This window comes from Streptomyces sp. NPDC012835 (assembly GCF_042900885.1).
GTDB lineage: Bacteria > Actinomycetota > Actinomycetes > Streptomycetales > Streptomycetaceae > Streptomyces.
The window spans coordinates 840,666-856,428 of the sequence record NZ_JBIBBW010000001.1; the positions used below are offsets into that span (position 1 = coordinate 840,666).

Genomic DNA, 15,763 nt, shown 5'->3' on the forward strand with positions numbered 1-15,763 from the left:
GAGCGGGCCGCGCTCGATCAGGGCATAGACAGTACGGCGCGGTCAGGGCTGCACCTCGCGCGTCAGCACCACACCCGGTGTGCACCGCGCTCACCGCGCCCGATGCCAGCCTTTCGAAAGCACCCCGGCCATCCTGACCCGTCTTCGATCTCGAACATCGTTCCCTTTCCGGGGTGTTGGCGGTGCCGGCCTCGGCTCGGGTGTCGTGCTCGCGCATCCACGTTATGCAGACCTGCCGCCCGCGAACCGTCCGGCGTTGCGCCGGACCGGGCGGTGGCCGGACCTCTGAGAGGGCGGTATGAGAGTGCATAGGTGATTTGGCGTCACCTGAATGTGTGGCAGTGCGGTATCCCGGCCGGTCGGCGGCGATGGGCGTGCTGGGCTGGCTGCTGTGAGCGAGCGCAGGTCCTACGAGACCGACCTGTCCGATGAGCAGTGGGCGCTGGTCGAGCCGGTGATCACCGCTTGGAAGGCCGCGCATCCCTCGGTCAGCGGCCATCAGGGCCGGTACGCGATGCGGGAGATCGTCAACGCGTTGTTCTACCAGGGCCGCACCGGCTGCCAGTGGGCCTTGCTGCCGCACGACTTCCCTCCGCCCGGCGCGGTGAAGTACTACTTCTACACCTGGCGCGACGACGGCACCGACCAGACCATCCACGACCTGCTGCGCCGGCAGGTGCGGGAGAAGGCGCGGCGGAAGGCGGACCCGAGCCTGGTGGTGCTCGACACCCAGAGCGTGCACGCGGAGACCGGGGTGCCCGCGCAGACGACGGGGCGTGATGCGGCAAAGAAAGTACCGGGCCGCAAGCGCGGCCCGGCCGTTGACGTGTTGGGGCTGGTGATCGCGGTGGTCGTGACGGCCGCGTCGGCGCACGAGAACGCCGTCGGCATCACGCTGCTGGACAAGGTCGCCGCCGACACCGACACCGTCAAGAAGGCCATGGTCGACCAGGGCTTCAAGAACACCGTCGTCGCGCACGGGGAGAAGGTGGGCATCGAGGTGGAGATCGTGGAGCGCAATCCGGCGCAGACCGGGTTCGTTCCCCAGGCCAAGCGGCGGATCGTGGAGCGCGCCTACGGGATCTTGATGCTGCACCGCAGGCTGGTGCGCGACTACGAACACAGGCCCCGCACCTCCGAGTCGCGGGTGTATTGGGCGATGACCGCGGTGATACTGCGCCGGCTGACCGGGGCTGCCGCGCCGGCCTGGCGCACCGCATGACCGGCGGGGAGCTGACGCTCGGGGCGGTGCTGGCCAGGCTGGAGGAGCGCGAGCGGGAGCTCGCCGCGCAGGCCGAGGCGGCCAGGGAGCGGATCGCGGAACTCTCCGCGCAGCTGGAGGAGCTTCACCGGACCGCCGAGGAGATCCGGATCACCCGCAAAACGCTGCTGGAGCTGCCCGAGCCGGTCCCGCCCGCTCCGCCACCGCCGAAGCTGCCGGACCATCCGGCCTATCAGCAGATCATGACGGTGTTCACCGCGGCCGACGGCCCGCTGCGGGCCCGGCAGATGTGCGAGGCGATGGACCTGCAGATCGCACCCAACACCATCAACAACGCCTGCCTGAAGCTCAAGCGGCTTGTCGAGCGCGGGATCCTGGCCGAGACCGAGCAGGGCTTGTTCACCCAGCCGCGGCCGTAAGCCACCCTGTGTCACCACGACCTGCCCGCTCACCCCATCAACCCTCATCCCGCCTTCTCAGGACATGGCTGACTGAGGAGCGCGACGCCAGAGCATGACGGGCCAGGATCCGCTAGATGCGGGCGGTGCCGGCCGGAGTGACATCGCAGGACAGCACCTGCAGCTCACCAGCCAGTGCGTACAGCGGCGTGCGCCTGCGGGTCGGTGAGGGACCGGATTGACGTCGGCTGAGCATGATGCCGTCGAGGGCGACAGAATCAACATCACGTCCATAAAACTCGACGTTGTGTAGAATCTCTGGGTGAGGGGGCAGTCCAGCTCCTCGCGAGACCTTTCTGGAGGAGCAGTGCAGCAGCAGAAGTGGCTCATCACCGGCGTCAGCACGGGCCTTGGACGCGCCTTCGCCCAAGCCGCCCTGACCGCCGGGCACACCGTCGTCGGCACGGTCCGCTCCGAGGAGGACCTGCGGGCCTTCCAAGAGCTCAAACCCGGGTACGCTCACGGTCGCATCCTGGATGTGACCGACGACGCCGCCGTCTCGAGAGTGATCACGGAGGTGGAGCAGAGCGTCGGCCCCCTGGATGTCGTCGTCGCCAACGCGGGCTACGGCCTGGAGGGCACCTTCGAGGAGACGCCGCTGGCCGAGGTGCGGCGGCAGTTCGAGGTCAACGTATTCGGGGCAGTGGCCACGCTGCAGGCGGCCCTCCCCCACATGCGCCGGCGCCGCCGCGGACACCTGATGGCCGTCACCTCCATGGGCGGGCTGATGGCCGTGCCCGGCATGTCCGCCTACTGCGGCAGCAAGTTCGCGCTGGAAGGCATCCTTGAGGCGCTGGGCAAGGAGGTCGCGCAGTTCGGGATCCACGTGACGGCGATCGAGCCCGGGTCCTTCCGCACCGACTGGGCCGGACGGTCCATGACACGCACCGCGCGGTCCCTCGACGACTACGACGAGCTGTTCACCCCCATCCGTGAAGCGCGGCAGAAAGCCAGCGGGAACCAGCTGGGAAATCCGGCCAAGGCCGGGGACGCCGTCGTGCACATCGCGTCGGTCGACCAGCCGCCGGCCCACCTCGTCCTGGGCTCGGACGCGCTGCGACTGGTCACCGCCGCGCGCACGGCCGTGGACGAGGACATCCGCGCATGGGAGACGCTCTCTCGTACCACCGACTTCACCGAGGGCGCTCAGCTCTGATGCCCGGCCACCACCCCGCGCGGAGCCGACGCGCCACCGAACGCAAGGGTGACGTCCGGGAGCGGGCCATCCTCGACACCTGCGAAGCTCTGCTGGCGCAACAGGGCTATGACGCCATGACCGTTGGCGACATCGCGCAGGGCGCCGGCATCACACGTGGCGCCCTGTACTTCTACTTCGGCTCCAAGCAAGAAGTGGTCACGGCGCTCGTGGCCCGCACCGTTGAGCACCTGTGGGAGCGGTCCCGGGCCACCGCACAGACCGACGAGCCACGCCAGGCCATCGCAGCAGCCATGCGGCGCACGGTCGAGCTGTGGAACGAGCACGGTCTGGTCATGCGCACGGCGATCGACCTGTCGTTGACCGTGTGGGAGATCGGCGAGCTGTGGAGCCACACAGCTGACTTGTTCATCACGGCCATCGCCGCCGTCCTGGAACGAGCCGGCGTTGAGGCCGGCACCGAACCAGAGCAAGCGTCGGCGATGGCACGCGCCCTGTGCTGGATGATCGAGCGGACGTTCTACCACGCCTCGCAAAAGTCCCGCGAGGAGTTGCAAAGGGCATCTTCGACCTGCGAACACATCTGGCTGATCAGCGCCGGCCTCATCACCTGATGCATCTGGTGTGGACGGTGAGGCGCGAAACCGAACCCCGTGTCCGAGGCCCACCGTCCAGGCACTCCGCCAGCGAAAATCCCGCGAGACGCAAATCACCTATGCACTCACATATCACCCTCTCAGACCACACCCGCGCCCGGCGGGCTGACCGACAAGGGCACCAAGGGCAAGCGGGCCCGCAAGGTGCCCATCGTCGAGGAGATCCGCCCCCTCGTCGCCCAGCGCATCCTGTCCGCCGGCCCCAATCCGGACGCCCGCCTGTTCACGGGACCGCGAGGCGGACGTATCTCCACCGCCGTTCTGCGCGACGCCACACACTGGGACGACGTGGTCACCAAGCGCGGCTACGCGCATCTGCGCCGCCACAACCTCCGGCACACCGCACTCACCTGGTTCGCCGACGCCGGGGTCCAGGTCCACGTCCTCCGCAGGATCGCGGGCCACGGTTCGCTGACCACCACCCAGCGCTACCTTCACCCGGACGTCCACCAGATCACGGCCGCCGGAATGGCGCTCTCGGCCCACTTCAACGTGCTGCGCGCCGCGCTCACTGCCGAGCCCGATCGTCATGACCCGCTGACCCGCAGACCCGGTCAAGGACGCCGGACCTCCAGCTGGTCCCCAACTGGTCCCCAAAAATGATCAAGGGCCGGTTTCGGATTGCTCCGAAACCGGCCCTGACCTGCGACTGTCTCCAGTCGGGACGACAGGATTTGAACCTGCGACCCCTTGACCCCCAGTCAAGTGCGCTACCAAGCTGCGCCACGTCCCGGTGCCCGGTCCGCCGGGGGTTTCCCGCCCGGCCCGACCACGCAGGAGTACATTACCTCACTCCTGGCAGCGGACAGGACACCCCCCGGCGGGGAGACAATCGAGGGATGGCGGAGAGCGAGCGGGATCGGGACAGTGCGGGGCGGGCTCGTAGCGCGCGGCCCCGGGACGGGCTGGGGCGGCCGTTGCCCTACGGGGCCGAGGGGGTTGAGCGGCAGCCCGAGGGGGTCGTGCGTACGGCGGCGGAGACGTTGCGGGAGGCGCAGCGGCTGCTGGACGAGGGGAAGCCGTTCCACGCGCACGAGGTGTTCGAGGACGCCTGGAAGTCGGGCCCCGAGGAGGAGCGGGCTCTGTGGCGGGGGATGGCGCAGCTCGCGGTGGGGCTCACGCACGCCGCCCGCGGCAACCGGACGGGCGGCGTGCGGCTGCTGCGGCGGGGCGCGGTGGGGATCGGGGCGTACCCGGATCCCCACGGCATCGATGTGGCGGGGCTGGCAGCGTGGGCCCGGGCGCTGGCGCGGCGGGTGGAAGCCGCGGGGGCGGGGACCGACGGGGCCGTGGACGCCGCCGGGGAGTCGCCCCGGCTGACCCGGTGATCCCGCCGGCCCGCCCCTCGTGGTCGTGGCTCGGTGGCTTCCGCGATTCCGGTCCTTCGGCTCGCCTCACTCGGCGAGCAGGATGACCTCCAGCGTGCGCGGGCCGTGTACGCCCTCCACCCGGTCGAGTTCGATGTCGCTGGTGGCGGACGGGCCGGAGATCCAGGTGAGCGCGCGGGTCGGGTCGAGTCGGGGCATGGCCCTCGGTACGGAACTGACGACCTGGTCCGGGACGCGTACGACGCAGATGTGGTGGTCGGGGATCAGTGTGATTCGGCGTCTTCCCTGGTCAGGGGCCGCGTCGAGGATCAGGGTGCCGGTCTCGGCGATGGCCAGGGCACAGCCGGTGACGACGCTGTCGACCGTGTCGAGCGCTCCGGCGGTGACAGCCGGGTCGTCGGCGACCCGGGTGAGGTCGGCCGGTGCGCCGGTCAGCCAGCCCGGCGGCAGCAGCGGGGGGACCAGAAGCGTGCGGGCGCCCCGTTCGGTCAGCAGCCGTCCGATGAGCGCGGGCAGCCCCTCGGTGTCGGTGCGGTGGACGAGGGCGCGGTAGTCCGCGAGGTTCTCCGCGAGCAGGTCGACGGCGCGGCTGTCGGGGGTGTGCGTGTCGAGATAGTCGCGTACCGGCTCCGGAGCGTCCGGGGCGTCCGCGACGGCGGCACGGATCCGGGCGAGGATCCGCTCGCGCGAGCCCGAGCCCGAGCCCGAGCCGGAACCGGAGCCCGAGCCGGGGAACGGGCCCGGCACCGCACCTCGCCCCGCGCCCGCCTCACCGCTGTCACCGTCGCCGCCCGCGCCGCCGGGGCCTGTTCCCGTACCCGTGACTCCGCTCATGTCGCACTGTCCTTACGGTCGTTCCCGTCGTTCCCACGGTTCTTCTTCCACCAGACGCGGAACGGTTCAGGTGGCAGTTTCGGCAGGTCGCGCGTGTCGGTCCAGGCCCCGGCGCCCGGCAGTCTCGACGGGTGCAGCCCGCGGGTCCGCGACGCGGCCCGCTCCCCCGCCGCCATGACACGCGGATGGTCGAAGACCCAGCCCGCCGCCTTCATCGCCGCCTTCTCCAGCCGGTGCCCCTTGCCGCCCCCGTCCGCGACCCGCTCGCGCAGATGGACCAGCACCTCGGGGATGTCGATGGCGACGGGGCACACCTCGTAGCACGCTCCGCACAGCGAGGAGGCGTACGGCAGCGAGGCGTCGATCTCGCTCTCGGTACCCCGGAGTTGGGGGCTGAGGATGGCCCCGATCGGGCCCGGGTAGACCGAGCCGTAGGCGTGGCCGCCGGCCCGCTCGTACACCGGGCAGACGTTCAGGCAGGCCGAGCAGCGGATGCAGCGCAGCGCCTGGCGGCCGACCTCGTCGGCCAGTGTGCCGGTGCGTCCGTTGTCCAGCAGGACCAGGTGGAAGGTGCTGGGGCCGTCGGTGTCATGGGTACCGGTCCACATGCTGGTGTACGGGTTCATGCGCTCGGCCGTGGAGGAGCGTGGCAGCGTCTGGAGGAAGACCTCCAGGTCACGCCAGCTCGGCACCACCTTTTCCACACCGACCACCGAGATCAGTGTCTCGGGCAGTGTCAGGCACATCCGTCCGTTGCCCTCCGATTCGAAGACCACGAGGGTCCCGGTCTCGGCGACCATGAAGTTGGCTCCGGACACACCGACCTTGGCGCGCAGGAACTTCTCGCGCAGATGCAGCCGCGCGGCCTCGGCGAGTTCGCCGGGGGTGTCGGAGAGACCGTCGGGGGCCGCCCGCCCCCAGGCTCCCATCCGGTCGCGGAAGATGTCGCGGATCTCGCCCCGGTTGCGGTGGATCGCGGGGACCAGGATGTGGGAGGGGCGGTCCTCGCCGAGCTGCACGATGAGTTCGGCGAGGTCGGTCTCGTACGCGGAGATGCCCTCGGCCTCCAGCGCCTCGTTGAGGCCGATCTCCTGGGTCGCCATGGACTTGACCTTGACGACCTCGCTCTCGCCGGTGGCCTTCACCAGCTCCGTCACGATGCGGTTGGCCTCGTCGGCGTCGGCCGCCCAGTGGACCACACCGCCGGCCGCCGTCACCGATTCCTCCAGCTGGAGCAGATAGCGGTCCAGATGGCGCAGTGTGTGGTCCTTGATCTGCTTTCCGGCCTCGCGCAGCAGATCCCAGTCGGCCAGCTCGGCGACCGCCTTCGCCCGCTTGTCGCGGATGGTGTGGGTGGCGTGCCGCAGGTTGGCGCGCAGCGTCTCGTTGCCCACGGCCTCCTTCGCCGCCACCGGGAACGCCGGCATCCCCAGATACGTACCGCTCATGACCAGGGCTCCTCTTCGGTCGACGCCAGGATCTCCGCGAGATGCACGGCGCGCGGGGCGGCGTTCTCCCGGCTCAGGATGCCGCCGATGTGCATGAGGCAGGAGTTGTCGGCACCGCACAGCACTTCCGCGCCGGTGGCGACGGCGTTGTGGACTTTGTCCTGGCCCATGGCCGCTGAAACATCGGAGTTCTTGATGGCGAAGGTGCCGCCGAAGCCGCAGCACTCGTCCGCGCCGGGCAGCTCGCGCAGTTCCAGCCCGCGGACCGACTCCAGCAGCTTTCTGGGCCGGTCCCCCAGTCCGAGCATCCGCAGTCCGTGGCAGGAGGGGTGGTAGGTGACGGTGTGCGGGAAGTACGCCCCGACGTCGGTCACGCCCACCACGTCCACCAGGAACTCGGTGAGCTCGTAGGTGCGCGCGGCGAGGGAGGCCGCGGCCTCGTCGCCGATGCCGGGGTAGTGCTTGCGGACCATGGCGGCGCAGGACCCGGAGGGGGTGACCACATAGTCGTAACCGGCGAAGACGCGGGCCATCCGACGGACGAGCGGCTCGGTCTCCCGCCGGTAGCCGGTGTTGTACTGGGGCTGGCCGCAGCAGGTCTGCCCCTCGGGGAAGTCGACCTCGACGCCGAGGCGTTCGAGGAGCCGTACGGTCGCGATGCCGGTGGCCGGATACACGGCGTCATTGACGCAGGTGAGGAACAGGGCGGCGCGCATGGGCGGAGCATATGTCGGGCTCGGGGGCGTGCGGAAGTCTCTCAGGTGGTGTGATGGTGCGTCAGACATCCGATGGATCAGACCTTTCTCCGAACGGTGATACGGCACGGCGGCACAGCGCGGTCTTCAGGGCCGCCCCACGAAGTCCCAGGAGCCTTGCCCCGCGCGGTAGAGCACGAAGCCGGGTTCGGTGCGCAGATACTCCGCCCCGGCCGGCGCCCTCACCTGTTCGCGCCGGTCCGCCGGTACGTGGATCTCGGCCGTCGCCCCGACCGGCACGCCCACCGTGAGCCGCAGGTCGCGGCCGATCCGGGACCACGCCACCGACGCCGTCCCGCGCACCGTACGGATCGAGGTACGGGCCCAGCTGACCCCGGTGCGGCCGTCGGGGCGCACGGTGAAGGTGCGGTAACCGGCGTCCCCGGGGCGCAGGCCCGCGACGTTCTCGTACAGCCACTGCGCGACCGTGCCCTGGAAGTAGTGGTCGCGGGAGCGTGAGTCGAGCGGCCACATCTCCCACATGGTGTCGGCGCCGTGGTCGAACCAGTGGCCCCAGCTCGGGTATGTGCGCTGGGTGGCGATGGCGTGCGCGACCTCGGGGCGGCCGTGTGCGCACAGCACGCGGAGCAGCACACTGGTGCCCAGGGCGCCGGTGTTGAGATGGTTGCCGCGCGCGGTGATGTCGGCGACGAGGCTGTCGAGCACCGAGGCCCGGGCGCCGCTCGGGACCAGCCCGAAGGCCAGCGGCAGGGCGTTGGAGGTCTGCCGGTAGCCGGGGTCCTCGGCCGTGCTGTAGTGGCCGTCGGCATGGAGGAAGGTGGCGTTGAGCGCCTCCTTGAGTCCGGCCGCCGCCCGCCGGTAGCGCCCGGCGGTGGTGTCGTGGCCCAGCAGCTCGCCCAGCTCGGCCGTCTGGGTGAGCGCGCGGTGCAGATACGCGGTGGCCGTCAGCCGGGTGTCCTCGGGCGGGTTGCCGCCGTAGCCGGGCGGCAGGTAGTCGCCGAGGGCGGTGACCGCCAGTCCGTCGCGCAGTCGCTCCAACTCCCAGTCGAGGTAGCGGGTCAGGGTCGGCCAGTGGTCGCGGGCCACCCGGTCGTCGCCGTAGATCCGGTACATCTCCCGTACCAGGAAGGGGTACACGGTCGTCCACTCGGGGGAAGGGCCCAGGTCCCCGTAGCCCCATCCGCCGCTCGGCACGATCACCGGCAGCTGTCCGTCGGCGTTCTGACTGTCCGCCAGGTCTCCGAGCCACTTGGCGAGGAAGCGGTGCACCCCGAAGGCGTACTCCATGACGGGCGCGCCGAGCTGCGCGTCGCCCGTCCAGCCGTTCTTCTCGTACATGGGAGTGTCGGTGGGAATGCCGTGCAGGTTGTTGAGGAGTGTGCGGCGCATCGCCCGGTCGAGCCGCTCGTAGAACGGCTCGGAACACTCGAAACCGCTGACCTCCGCCACCTCGGTGTGGACGACACGGCCCAGCACATCGGACGGGCGGGGGCGGGCGGGCAGGCCGCTGACCTGCACGTAGCGGAAGCCCTTGTAGGAGAAGGAGGGCTCCCACACCTCGGTGCGCCCGCCGCCCGCGCAGATGTACTCGTCGCGCTGGAACCGGCCCGGCACATGCCCGGTCTCGGCGAGCACACTGCCGTCGTCGTCCAGTCGCTCGCCGTGGACCAGCGAGACGACGGTGCCGGCGCGGGCCCGTACGCTCAGCCGGGTCCAGCCCGCCGTCGTGCGGCCCATGTCGACCACGTACACACCGTCGCGCAGTTCGGTGATCGCGGTGGGCGTGAGGGTCTCGATGATCTCGATGGGGTCGTGCGGCTGGGCCCGCAGGGCCCCCCGGGGCGCGCTCTGCGGGTTCGGCCGGCGCCAGGCGCTGTCGTCGAAGCCGGGCTCCGTCCATCCGGCGGGTGCCAGCCGGGCGTCGTATGTCTCCCCCGCGTAGAGGGAGTTGGTGAGGGTGGGCCCTTCGGTGATGCGCCAGTCGGTGTCGGAGACGACGGTGGTTCGGGAGCCGTCGGGGTGCTCGGCCTCCAGCCGGCACAGCAGCCGGGGTTCGCCGTGCCAGGGTGGTCGGTGCCAGTTCCAGACGTTGGGGGTGGTCATGCCGTAGAAGCCTCGGCCGAGGGTCACACCGATCGCGTTGGCGCCGCGCCGGAGCAGCGAGGTGACGTCGTGCACGGCGTACATCACCGTCTCGTCGTAGTCGGTGAAGGCCGGGTCGAGGACCTGGCTGCCGATCCGCTCGCCGTTCAACTCGGCCACGTAGTAGGCGAGTCCGCTGATGTAGAGCCGGGCGCGGGTGACCGGTCCGGATACGGTGAAGGCGCGGCGCAGCAGCGGCGCGGGGGCCTCGGGCGCGGCGACGGAGACGCCGCTGCCCCAGGGGCCCTGGCCGTACGGGGCGAGGACGGCCGCCCCGGGCCAGCCGCTGTCGTCGAAGTCCGGGCGCTGCCAGCCCTCGGGGTCGGCGTCGGTGGCCCGCCAGTCCGCTCCGGTGACCAGCCGCACAGTGGCCCCTGCGGCGGTTTCGACCACCAGTGTGACCAGCAGTCCCGCCGGGTTGACCGCGACGTCGCCGCGGTTGGTGGCGAGTGCGGCGAGGACGATCCGGGCGCCCGCCGACCGTACGGCCTCGGTGACATCGGCGGTCCTGCCGGTCCGCCAGCCGTCGGTCCGCTCGGGTGCGTGCAACACCTCGCGGCCGTCGAGCCAGAGGGTGAAGTCGTCGTCGGCGGTGGCCGTCACGGTGGCGCGGGTGATTTCGGCGCCGGGCGGAAGTTCGAGGGCGCCGCGCAACCGGCGTGCTCCGACAGGGGCGTTGGAGGTGGTGGCGTCCCGGGTCCAGATCCAGGAGGCACCGTCGAGACCGGGCGGATCGGCGGCCGGGTCGGCGCCTATCCACCGGGCCTCCCAGCGTTCGCCGCCGAGCGCGGTCTCCCACCAGCCGGCCGTGCTCCACGGCGAGGGGCGCCCGTCGGCGTCCCAGACCCGGACCTGCCAGTGGCAGCGGGTTCGGGGCGCGAGCGCGGGCCCCCCGTACGGGACGGCGACGCTGCGGTCGGAGTCGACCCGGCCGGTGTCCCACAGGAGCCCGCGGCCGGCGGCGAGGTCGCGCGGGTCGGCGGCGGCCCTGATCCGGTAGGCGCTCTGCCGTGCGCTTCGCCGGCCGCCGTCGCCACGGCCGCGACCGCCGGCGGCGCCGACCGGCTCCAGTTCCCAGGAGAGCAGGGGGCGGGCCACATCGGTGCCGAGGAGCCGCTCGGTGTACTCGACCGTCGCGGCCACGATCCGCAGCGCCCCGGAACCTCCGCCTCGGCCCGCCGGGCCCGCCGGCGCGCCGGACGCGTCGGCCGGGGAGGTGGCCGCCGCCCCCAGCGCTCCGGCTCCGGCCCCCGCCACGGAGGTGTACAGGAGACCCCGGCGTGTCCAGCCCATGCCCATAGTGGCTCCCTTGGATCGAGACGCTGATTGAAACGTTTCATGACCTGGCAGGCATCGTAGGGCGCGGCGAGTCCGCAGGACAAGGGGTGCGGGTGGGGCCGCCGGTGGACGCGTTTCGCCAGAGGGATTCCGCGGCGCGGCCCTCTCCCCCGGCCGCCTGCCGGCCGCTCTCGTCAACGTCGATGATTTTTAACTTCATCGTCGAATTTTGCGCAGATTCATAGACTTCTTGTGAGGGTGCTCCTAGCCTTTTTGCGTCCGCGAGTCCCCACGAGCCGCAAGGACGATGTCGGTGACACTTCCCCCCGCACGACCAAGACCCCCCGGCCCTCTCGGAGTTCTCCGGGGCCGACTGCTGCGGCGCGGCCTGGCCGCGTCCGTGTCCCTCGCACTCACGGTGGCCGGGACGGCCGCGGCCGTGGTGCTGTCCACCGCACCCGCGGCGCAGGCGGCCGCGGTGCCCGCGCCCTCGCCGCTCGACGTACAGGGCCGGGGCGCGACCGTACCGTTCAAGGAACAGGAGGCGGAGTACGCCGCCACCAACGGCACGCTGATCGGCCCGAACCGGCTGTACGGATCGCTGCCCTCGGAAGCCTCCGGGCGGCAGGCCGTGACGCTCGACGCGGTCGGTGAGTACGTGGAGTTCACCCTCACCGCCCCGGCGAACGCGATGTCGTTCCGCTACTCGCTGCCGGACAACGCGGCGGGGACCGGCCGGGACGCGAGCCTGGACCTGCGCGTCGGCGGGACATCGCTCAAGAGCGTGCCGGTGACCTCCAAGTACAGCTGGTTCTACGGGGGTTATCCCTTCAACAACAACCCCGGTGACACCAATCCGCACCATTTCTACGACGAGACCCGCACCCTGTTCGGCTCCACCCTGCCGAGCGGTACGAAGGTCAGGCTCCAGGTCACCTCGACGGCCGACTCGCCCACGTTCACCATCGATCTGGCCGACTTCGAGCAGGTCGCCGCGGTGATCGGCAAGCCCGCGGGCGCGCTGGACGTGGTGAGCGACTTCGGCGCCGACCCGACGGGAGCGGCCGACTCGACGGCCAAGATCCAGGCGGCGGTCGACGCGGGGCGCACCCAGGGCAAGGAGGTCTACCTGCCGCAGGGCACCTTCCAGGTACGCGACCACATCGTGGTCGACAAGGTCACCCTGCGCGGCGCCGGACCCTGGTACAGCGTGCTGACCGGACGCGACCCGGTCGACCGCAAGAAGGCCGTCGGTGTGTACGGCAAGTACGCCTCAGCGGGCGGCAGCAGCAAGGTGACGCTCAAGGACTTCGCCATCCTGGGCGACATCCGGGAACGCGTGGACGAGGACCAGGTCAACGCCATCGGCGGTGCGATGTCCGACTCGGTGGTCGACAACGTCTGGATGCAGCACACCAAGTGCGGCGCCTGGATGGACGGTCCGATGGACAACTTCACCATCAAGAACAGCCGCATCCTGGACCAGACGGCCGACGGGGTGAACTTCCACTACGGCGTCACGAACTCCACGGTCACCAACACCTTCGTACGCAACACCGGTGACGACGGTCTGGCCATGTGGGCGGAGAACATCCCGAACGTGAAGAACAAGTTCACGTTCAACACGGTGATCCTGCCGATCCTGGCGAACAACATCGTCACGTACGGCGGCAAGGACATCACCATCTCCGACAACGTCATGTCGGACACCATCACCAACGGCGGCGGCCTGCATGTCGCCAACCGCTATCCCGGCGTCAACTCCGGTCAGGGCACGGCGGTTTCCGGCACGATCACCGCCGCGCGCAACACACTGATCCGGGCCGGGAACAATGACTTCAACTGGCGCTTCGGCGTCGGCGCGATGTGGTTCAGCGGGCTCAACGAACCGGTCAACGCCACCATCGACATCACCGACAGCGAGATCCTGGACAGCTCCTATGCCGCGATCCATCTGATCGAGGGCGCGACGAACGGGCTGCGCTTCAACAACATCAAGATCGACGGCGCCGGTACGTACGCACTTCAGATCCAGGCCCCCGGCACGGCGTCGTTCACCAATGTCACCGCGACCCACATCGCCCAGTCCAACCCGATCCACAACTGCGTGGGCAGCGGCTTCCAGATCACCCGGGGCACCGGCAACTCCGGCTGGTACGCCGATCCGCCCGCCTGCACGGGCACCTGGCCCGACCCGGTGTGGACCAACGGCGGTGTGCCGGGCGGTCCCACCACTCCGCCCACCGACCCGCCGACCACACCTCCGACCACACCCCCGACCGACCCGCCCACCACTCCCCCGGCCAACGGGAATCTCGCCCAGGGCCGCCCGGTCACCGACTCCGGCCACGCCGATGTGTACGGCGCCGCCAACGCGGTGGACGGTGACGCCAACACCTACTGGGAGAGCACCAACAACGCGTTCCCGCAGTCCATCACCGTGGACCTCGGCGCGGCGCGGGCGGTCAAGCGCCTGGTGCTGAAGCTGCCGCCGTCGGCGGCGTGGTCCACCCGTACCCAGACCCTGAGTGTGTCGGGCAGCACGAACAACACGTCGTACGCGACACTCAAGGGCTCTGCGGGCTATTCGTTCGATCCGGCCGGCGGCAACAAGGCGACCGTCTCCCTGGACGGGACCTCGACCCGCTATCTGCGGCTGACCTTCACGGCCAACACCGGTTGGCCCGCGGGACAGCTCTCCGAACTGGAGGCGTACGCCGACTGACGGCGGCGCCGGGGCGGATCGGCCCGGCCCACCGGCACCCGCCTCATGACCGGAGCGAACGGCTCCCGGTCATGGGGCGGGCTCAGCGTGCGAGGACCGCCAGGATCAGCTTGCCGCCGTCGGCGGCGGGCCGGACGGTCACCCGCTCGGCCAGGCGCTGGACCATCTGCCAGCCGAACCCGCCGGTCCTGCCGGTGAGGTCGGGAGTACGGTCCTCCGGCGCGACCGGGCTCGGGTCGCGCACCTCGATGTGCAGGCTGCGGCGGTCCGCGCGCAGCCGCAGAGAGGTGACCTCACCCGCGTGCCGCAGGGCGTTGGTCACCAGCTCGGAGACCACCAGCAGCACATTCTGCCGGGTGTGGTCGGAGGGTTCCGGGCTCAGCCCGTCGAGGAATCCGCAGGACGCCTCCCGGGCCTCGGCCGCCAGAACCGGGCGGCAGGCCCACTCCGTCCCGCCTCGGGCGGTGTCGGACTCGTGGTCGCTCCTGAGCGAGTGGTGGTGCATAGGTCTCACCCCGTCGGTTGGACGTCGCGCTGTCTCGATCTCTTCAGCGTCGTTTACCCCCGCGATCGACGCTGAAGAGTCCTGAGTGACATCCGTCGGCCGGTGGTCCCGGCCGCTCACCCCCACGCCCGGCGCCGCTCGCCCGCCCGTCACTCGCCACCGTCGGGAGCGAGCGCCTCCGACGGCTCGGCGGCCGCGAGCGCGTCCTCGACCGTCTCGTACATGGGAAGCGCCTGTTCGAGTCCGATGACCGCGAACAGGCGCTGCACGAAGGCCGAGGGCTGGGCGACGCGCAGTCTCGGCCCGAGGGCGCCGCGGGCCTGGAGGAGGACGTTGACGGTGGTGGAGTCCGCGAACGCGACGCGGGACATATCCACGGCGACCGGGCCGGTGACACTCTCCCCCGCCTCGGCCAGCGCGATGCCGAGGGGGGCGACGTTCTCGACGTCGAGGTCACCGCTGACGGCGACGACCATCGCCTCGCCGACCTGTCTCTTGACCAGACCTATGGCCTGACCTGCGCTGTGAGGAGATTGCACGGGGATCCTTCGAGGCTGAGGTGGAGAACAGCGGCACCACGATAGAAGTGACAGTTGCCATTTGACAACATTCTCCTGTGCGCAACAATCTGTTCACGGCTTCCGCACAACTGCTCTGCGCGGAGAGTAACGTGTCGCTGCGAGGAAGTGGGCCGAATGAAGCTATGCGCTGTCCGCCACATCGCCCCGCTCGGCGTCGGTGCGTGCGCCGGCGCCGGCGCACGCGACGCCCTCCGGGCCGAGCCGGGCGAGAGCCGCCGCGCGGAAGGCGCTGAGGCCCGCGGCCAGGGTCAGGACGTCGGCGGGGGCCATCCCCTCCAGCACGAGTCCGACCTCGCGGGCGCGGAAGGCACGCTGCTCGTTGAGCACCGTGTGGCCGCGCCGGCTCAGCCGCAGCTCGACCTCGCGGCGGCTGGTCGCGCTGGGCGAGCGGGACACGAGGCCCATGGCCTCCATCCGGTCGCAGAGCCGGCTCACCGAGGACGGCCGCGAACCGAGCGCGTCACCCAGCGTTCTGAGATTGACGCCCTCGTGCTCCTCGATGACCAGAAGGGCCCGTAGCTGGGATGGTGGGACAGGCCCCGAGGGCGCGGCCTCCTGGCCCCTCCCCCAGAGCAACTCAAGCAGCTCCGAGGCAGCGCTGGCGGCCTCGGCGACCTGATCATGTTGACGCGGCTCACCGGTGAAGCGGGACATCGATTCACCCTTTCATCCGGCGTGGGCCTTTGTCAGCCCGGACCGACCGCCCCTTGAAGA

14 protein-coding genes and 1 tRNA gene are annotated in these 15,763 nt (G+C 70.6%); 7 read left to right on the forward strand and 8 right to left on the reverse strand.

Annotation, left to right across the window (positions count from 1 at the left end; genetic code table 11):
* Window positions 1–391 precede the first annotated feature (391 nt).
* The 5 genes from ACFY6S_RS03575 to ACFY6S_RS03595 all read left to right on the forward strand — a co-directional run bounded on the left by ACFY6S_RS03575 (window position 392) and on the right by ACFY6S_RS03595 (window position 4,095).
* On the forward strand, window positions 392–1,222 hold the full coding sequence (locus ACFY6S_RS03575) for an IS5 family transposase (RefSeq protein ID WP_388822250.1): 831 nt from the start codon (window positions 392–394) through the stop codon (window positions 1,220–1,222).
* Window positions 1,219–1,641 (forward strand): hypothetical protein, encoded by a 423-nt coding sequence (locus ACFY6S_RS03580; protein ID WP_388822253.1) that lies wholly within the window; start codon window positions 1,219–1,221, stop codon window positions 1,639–1,641. Before ACFY6S_RS03575 ends, ACFY6S_RS03580 begins: the two co-directional genes overlap by 4 nt.
* A gap of 346 nt (window positions 1,642–1,987) precedes the next feature.
* Window positions 1,988–2,836: an oxidoreductase gene (locus ACFY6S_RS03585; protein ID WP_388822256.1), complete on the forward strand. Its 849-nt coding sequence runs from the start codon at window positions 1,988–1,990 to the stop codon at window positions 2,834–2,836.
* Complete coding sequence (locus tag ACFY6S_RS03590) at window positions 2,836–3,450, forward strand: TetR/AcrR family transcriptional regulator (RefSeq protein ID WP_388822259.1); 615 nt, start codon at window positions 2,836–2,838, stop codon at window positions 3,448–3,450. Before ACFY6S_RS03585 ends, ACFY6S_RS03590 begins: the two co-directional genes overlap by 1 nt.
* Window positions 3,451–3,636: 186 nt before the next feature.
* Window positions 3,637–4,095, forward strand: coding sequence for a tyrosine-type recombinase/integrase (locus ACFY6S_RS03595; protein ID WP_388822262.1), 459 nt, complete (start codon window positions 3,637–3,639; stop codon window positions 4,093–4,095).
* A 56-nt stretch (window positions 4,096–4,151) separates the two neighbouring features.
* Here the strand turns inward: ACFY6S_RS03595 and ACFY6S_RS03600 are convergent.
* Window positions 4,152–4,225 (reverse strand) — tRNA-Pro (locus ACFY6S_RS03600).
* 106 nt (window positions 4,226–4,331) lie between these two features.
* Between ACFY6S_RS03600 and ACFY6S_RS03605 the strand changes: the two genes are divergently transcribed.
* The gene (locus tag ACFY6S_RS03605) at window positions 4,332–4,820 is read left to right on the forward strand and encodes a DUF309 domain-containing protein (protein WP_388822264.1); all 489 of its coding nucleotides are present in this window, start codon (window positions 4,332–4,334) and stop codon (window positions 4,818–4,820) included.
* 66 nt (window positions 4,821–4,886) lie between these two features.
* Here the strand turns inward: ACFY6S_RS03605 and ACFY6S_RS03610 are convergent, their stop codons facing one another.
* From ACFY6S_RS03610 to ACFY6S_RS03625, 4 genes are all read right to left on the reverse strand, one after another.
* Window positions 4,887–5,654 (reverse strand): lactate utilization protein C, encoded by a 768-nt coding sequence (locus ACFY6S_RS03610; RefSeq protein WP_388822267.1) that lies wholly within the window; start codon window positions 5,652–5,654, stop codon window positions 4,887–4,889.
* Complete coding sequence (locus tag ACFY6S_RS03615; protein ID WP_388822270.1) at window positions 5,651–7,102, reverse strand: LutB/LldF family L-lactate oxidation iron-sulfur protein; 1,452 nt, start codon at window positions 7,100–7,102, stop codon at window positions 5,651–5,653. The genes ACFY6S_RS03610 and ACFY6S_RS03615 overlap by 4 nt, the downstream gene beginning before the upstream one ends.
* Window positions 7,099–7,818, reverse strand: coding sequence for a (Fe-S)-binding protein (locus ACFY6S_RS03620; RefSeq protein WP_388822273.1), 720 nt, complete (start codon window positions 7,816–7,818; stop codon window positions 7,099–7,101). Before ACFY6S_RS03620 ends, ACFY6S_RS03615 begins: the two co-directional genes overlap by 4 nt.
* Window positions 7,819–7,944: 126 nt before the next feature.
* Window positions 7,945–11,253 carry a family 78 glycoside hydrolase catalytic domain gene (locus tag ACFY6S_RS03625; RefSeq protein ID WP_388822276.1) on the reverse strand — a complete coding sequence of 1,103 codons (3,309 nt, stop codon included), beginning with the start codon at window positions 11,251–11,253 and terminating at the stop codon, window positions 7,945–7,947.
* 292 nt (window positions 11,254–11,545) lie between these two features.
* Between ACFY6S_RS03625 and ACFY6S_RS03630 the strand changes: the two genes are divergently transcribed.
* Window positions 11,546–13,963 carry a discoidin domain-containing protein gene (locus tag ACFY6S_RS03630; RefSeq protein WP_388822278.1) on the forward strand — a complete coding sequence of 806 codons (2,418 nt, stop codon included), beginning with the start codon at window positions 11,546–11,548 and terminating at the stop codon, window positions 13,961–13,963.
* 82 nt (window positions 13,964–14,045) lie between these two features.
* Here ACFY6S_RS03630 and ACFY6S_RS03635 read toward each other — a convergent pair whose 3' ends face one another.
* From ACFY6S_RS03635 to ACFY6S_RS03645, 3 genes are all read right to left on the reverse strand, one after another.
* Window positions 14,046–14,468 carry an ATP-binding protein gene (locus ACFY6S_RS03635; protein WP_388822281.1) on the reverse strand — a complete coding sequence of 141 codons (423 nt, stop codon included), beginning with the start codon at window positions 14,466–14,468 and terminating at the stop codon, window positions 14,046–14,048.
* Window positions 14,469–14,617: 149 nt separating this feature from the next.
* Window positions 14,618–15,007: an STAS domain-containing protein gene (locus ACFY6S_RS03640; protein WP_388822284.1), complete on the reverse strand. Its 390-nt coding sequence runs from the start codon at window positions 15,005–15,007 to the stop codon at window positions 14,618–14,620.
* Between the two features lie 162 nt (window positions 15,008–15,169).
* Window positions 15,170–15,703, reverse strand: a complete 534-nt coding sequence (locus tag ACFY6S_RS03645; RefSeq protein ID WP_388822287.1) for a MarR family winged helix-turn-helix transcriptional regulator — start codon at window positions 15,701–15,703, stop codon at window positions 15,170–15,172.
* Between the last annotated feature and the right edge of the window lie 60 nt (window positions 15,704–15,763).

Coding starts and splice junctions, on each gene's coding strand:
- ACFY6S_RS03630 (WP_388822278.1), top strand. CDS start 11,546: ATGTCGGTGACACTTCCCCCCGCACGACCAAGACCCCCCGGCCCTCTC.
- ACFY6S_RS03615 (WP_388822270.1), bottom strand. CDS start 7,102: ATGAGCGGTACGTATCTGGGGATGCCGGCGTTCCCGGTGGCGGCGAAG.
- ACFY6S_RS03580 (WP_388822253.1), top strand. CDS start 1,219: ATGACCGGCGGGGAGCTGACGCTCGGGGCGGTGCTGGCCAGGCTGGAG.
- ACFY6S_RS03625 (WP_388822276.1), bottom strand. CDS start 11,253: ATGGGCTGGACACGCCGGGGTCTCCTGTACACCTCCGTGGCGGGGGCC.
- ACFY6S_RS03620 (WP_388822273.1), bottom strand. CDS start 7,818: ATGCGCGCCGCCCTGTTCCTCACCTGCGTCAATGACGCCGTGTATCCG.
- ACFY6S_RS03605 (WP_388822264.1), top strand. CDS start 4,332: ATGGCGGAGAGCGAGCGGGATCGGGACAGTGCGGGGCGGGCTCGTAGC.
- ACFY6S_RS03635 (WP_388822281.1), bottom strand. CDS start 14,468: ATGCACCACCACTCGCTCAGGAGCGACCACGAGTCCGACACCGCCCGA.
- ACFY6S_RS03590 (WP_388822259.1), top strand. CDS start 2,836: ATGCCCGGCCACCACCCCGCGCGGAGCCGACGCGCCACCGAACGCAAG.
- ACFY6S_RS03645 (WP_388822287.1), bottom strand. CDS start 15,703: ATGTCCCGCTTCACCGGTGAGCCGCGTCAACATGATCAGGTCGCCGAG.
- ACFY6S_RS03610 (WP_388822267.1), bottom strand. CDS start 5,654: ATGAGCGGAGTCACGGGTACGGGAACAGGCCCCGGCGGCGCGGGCGGC.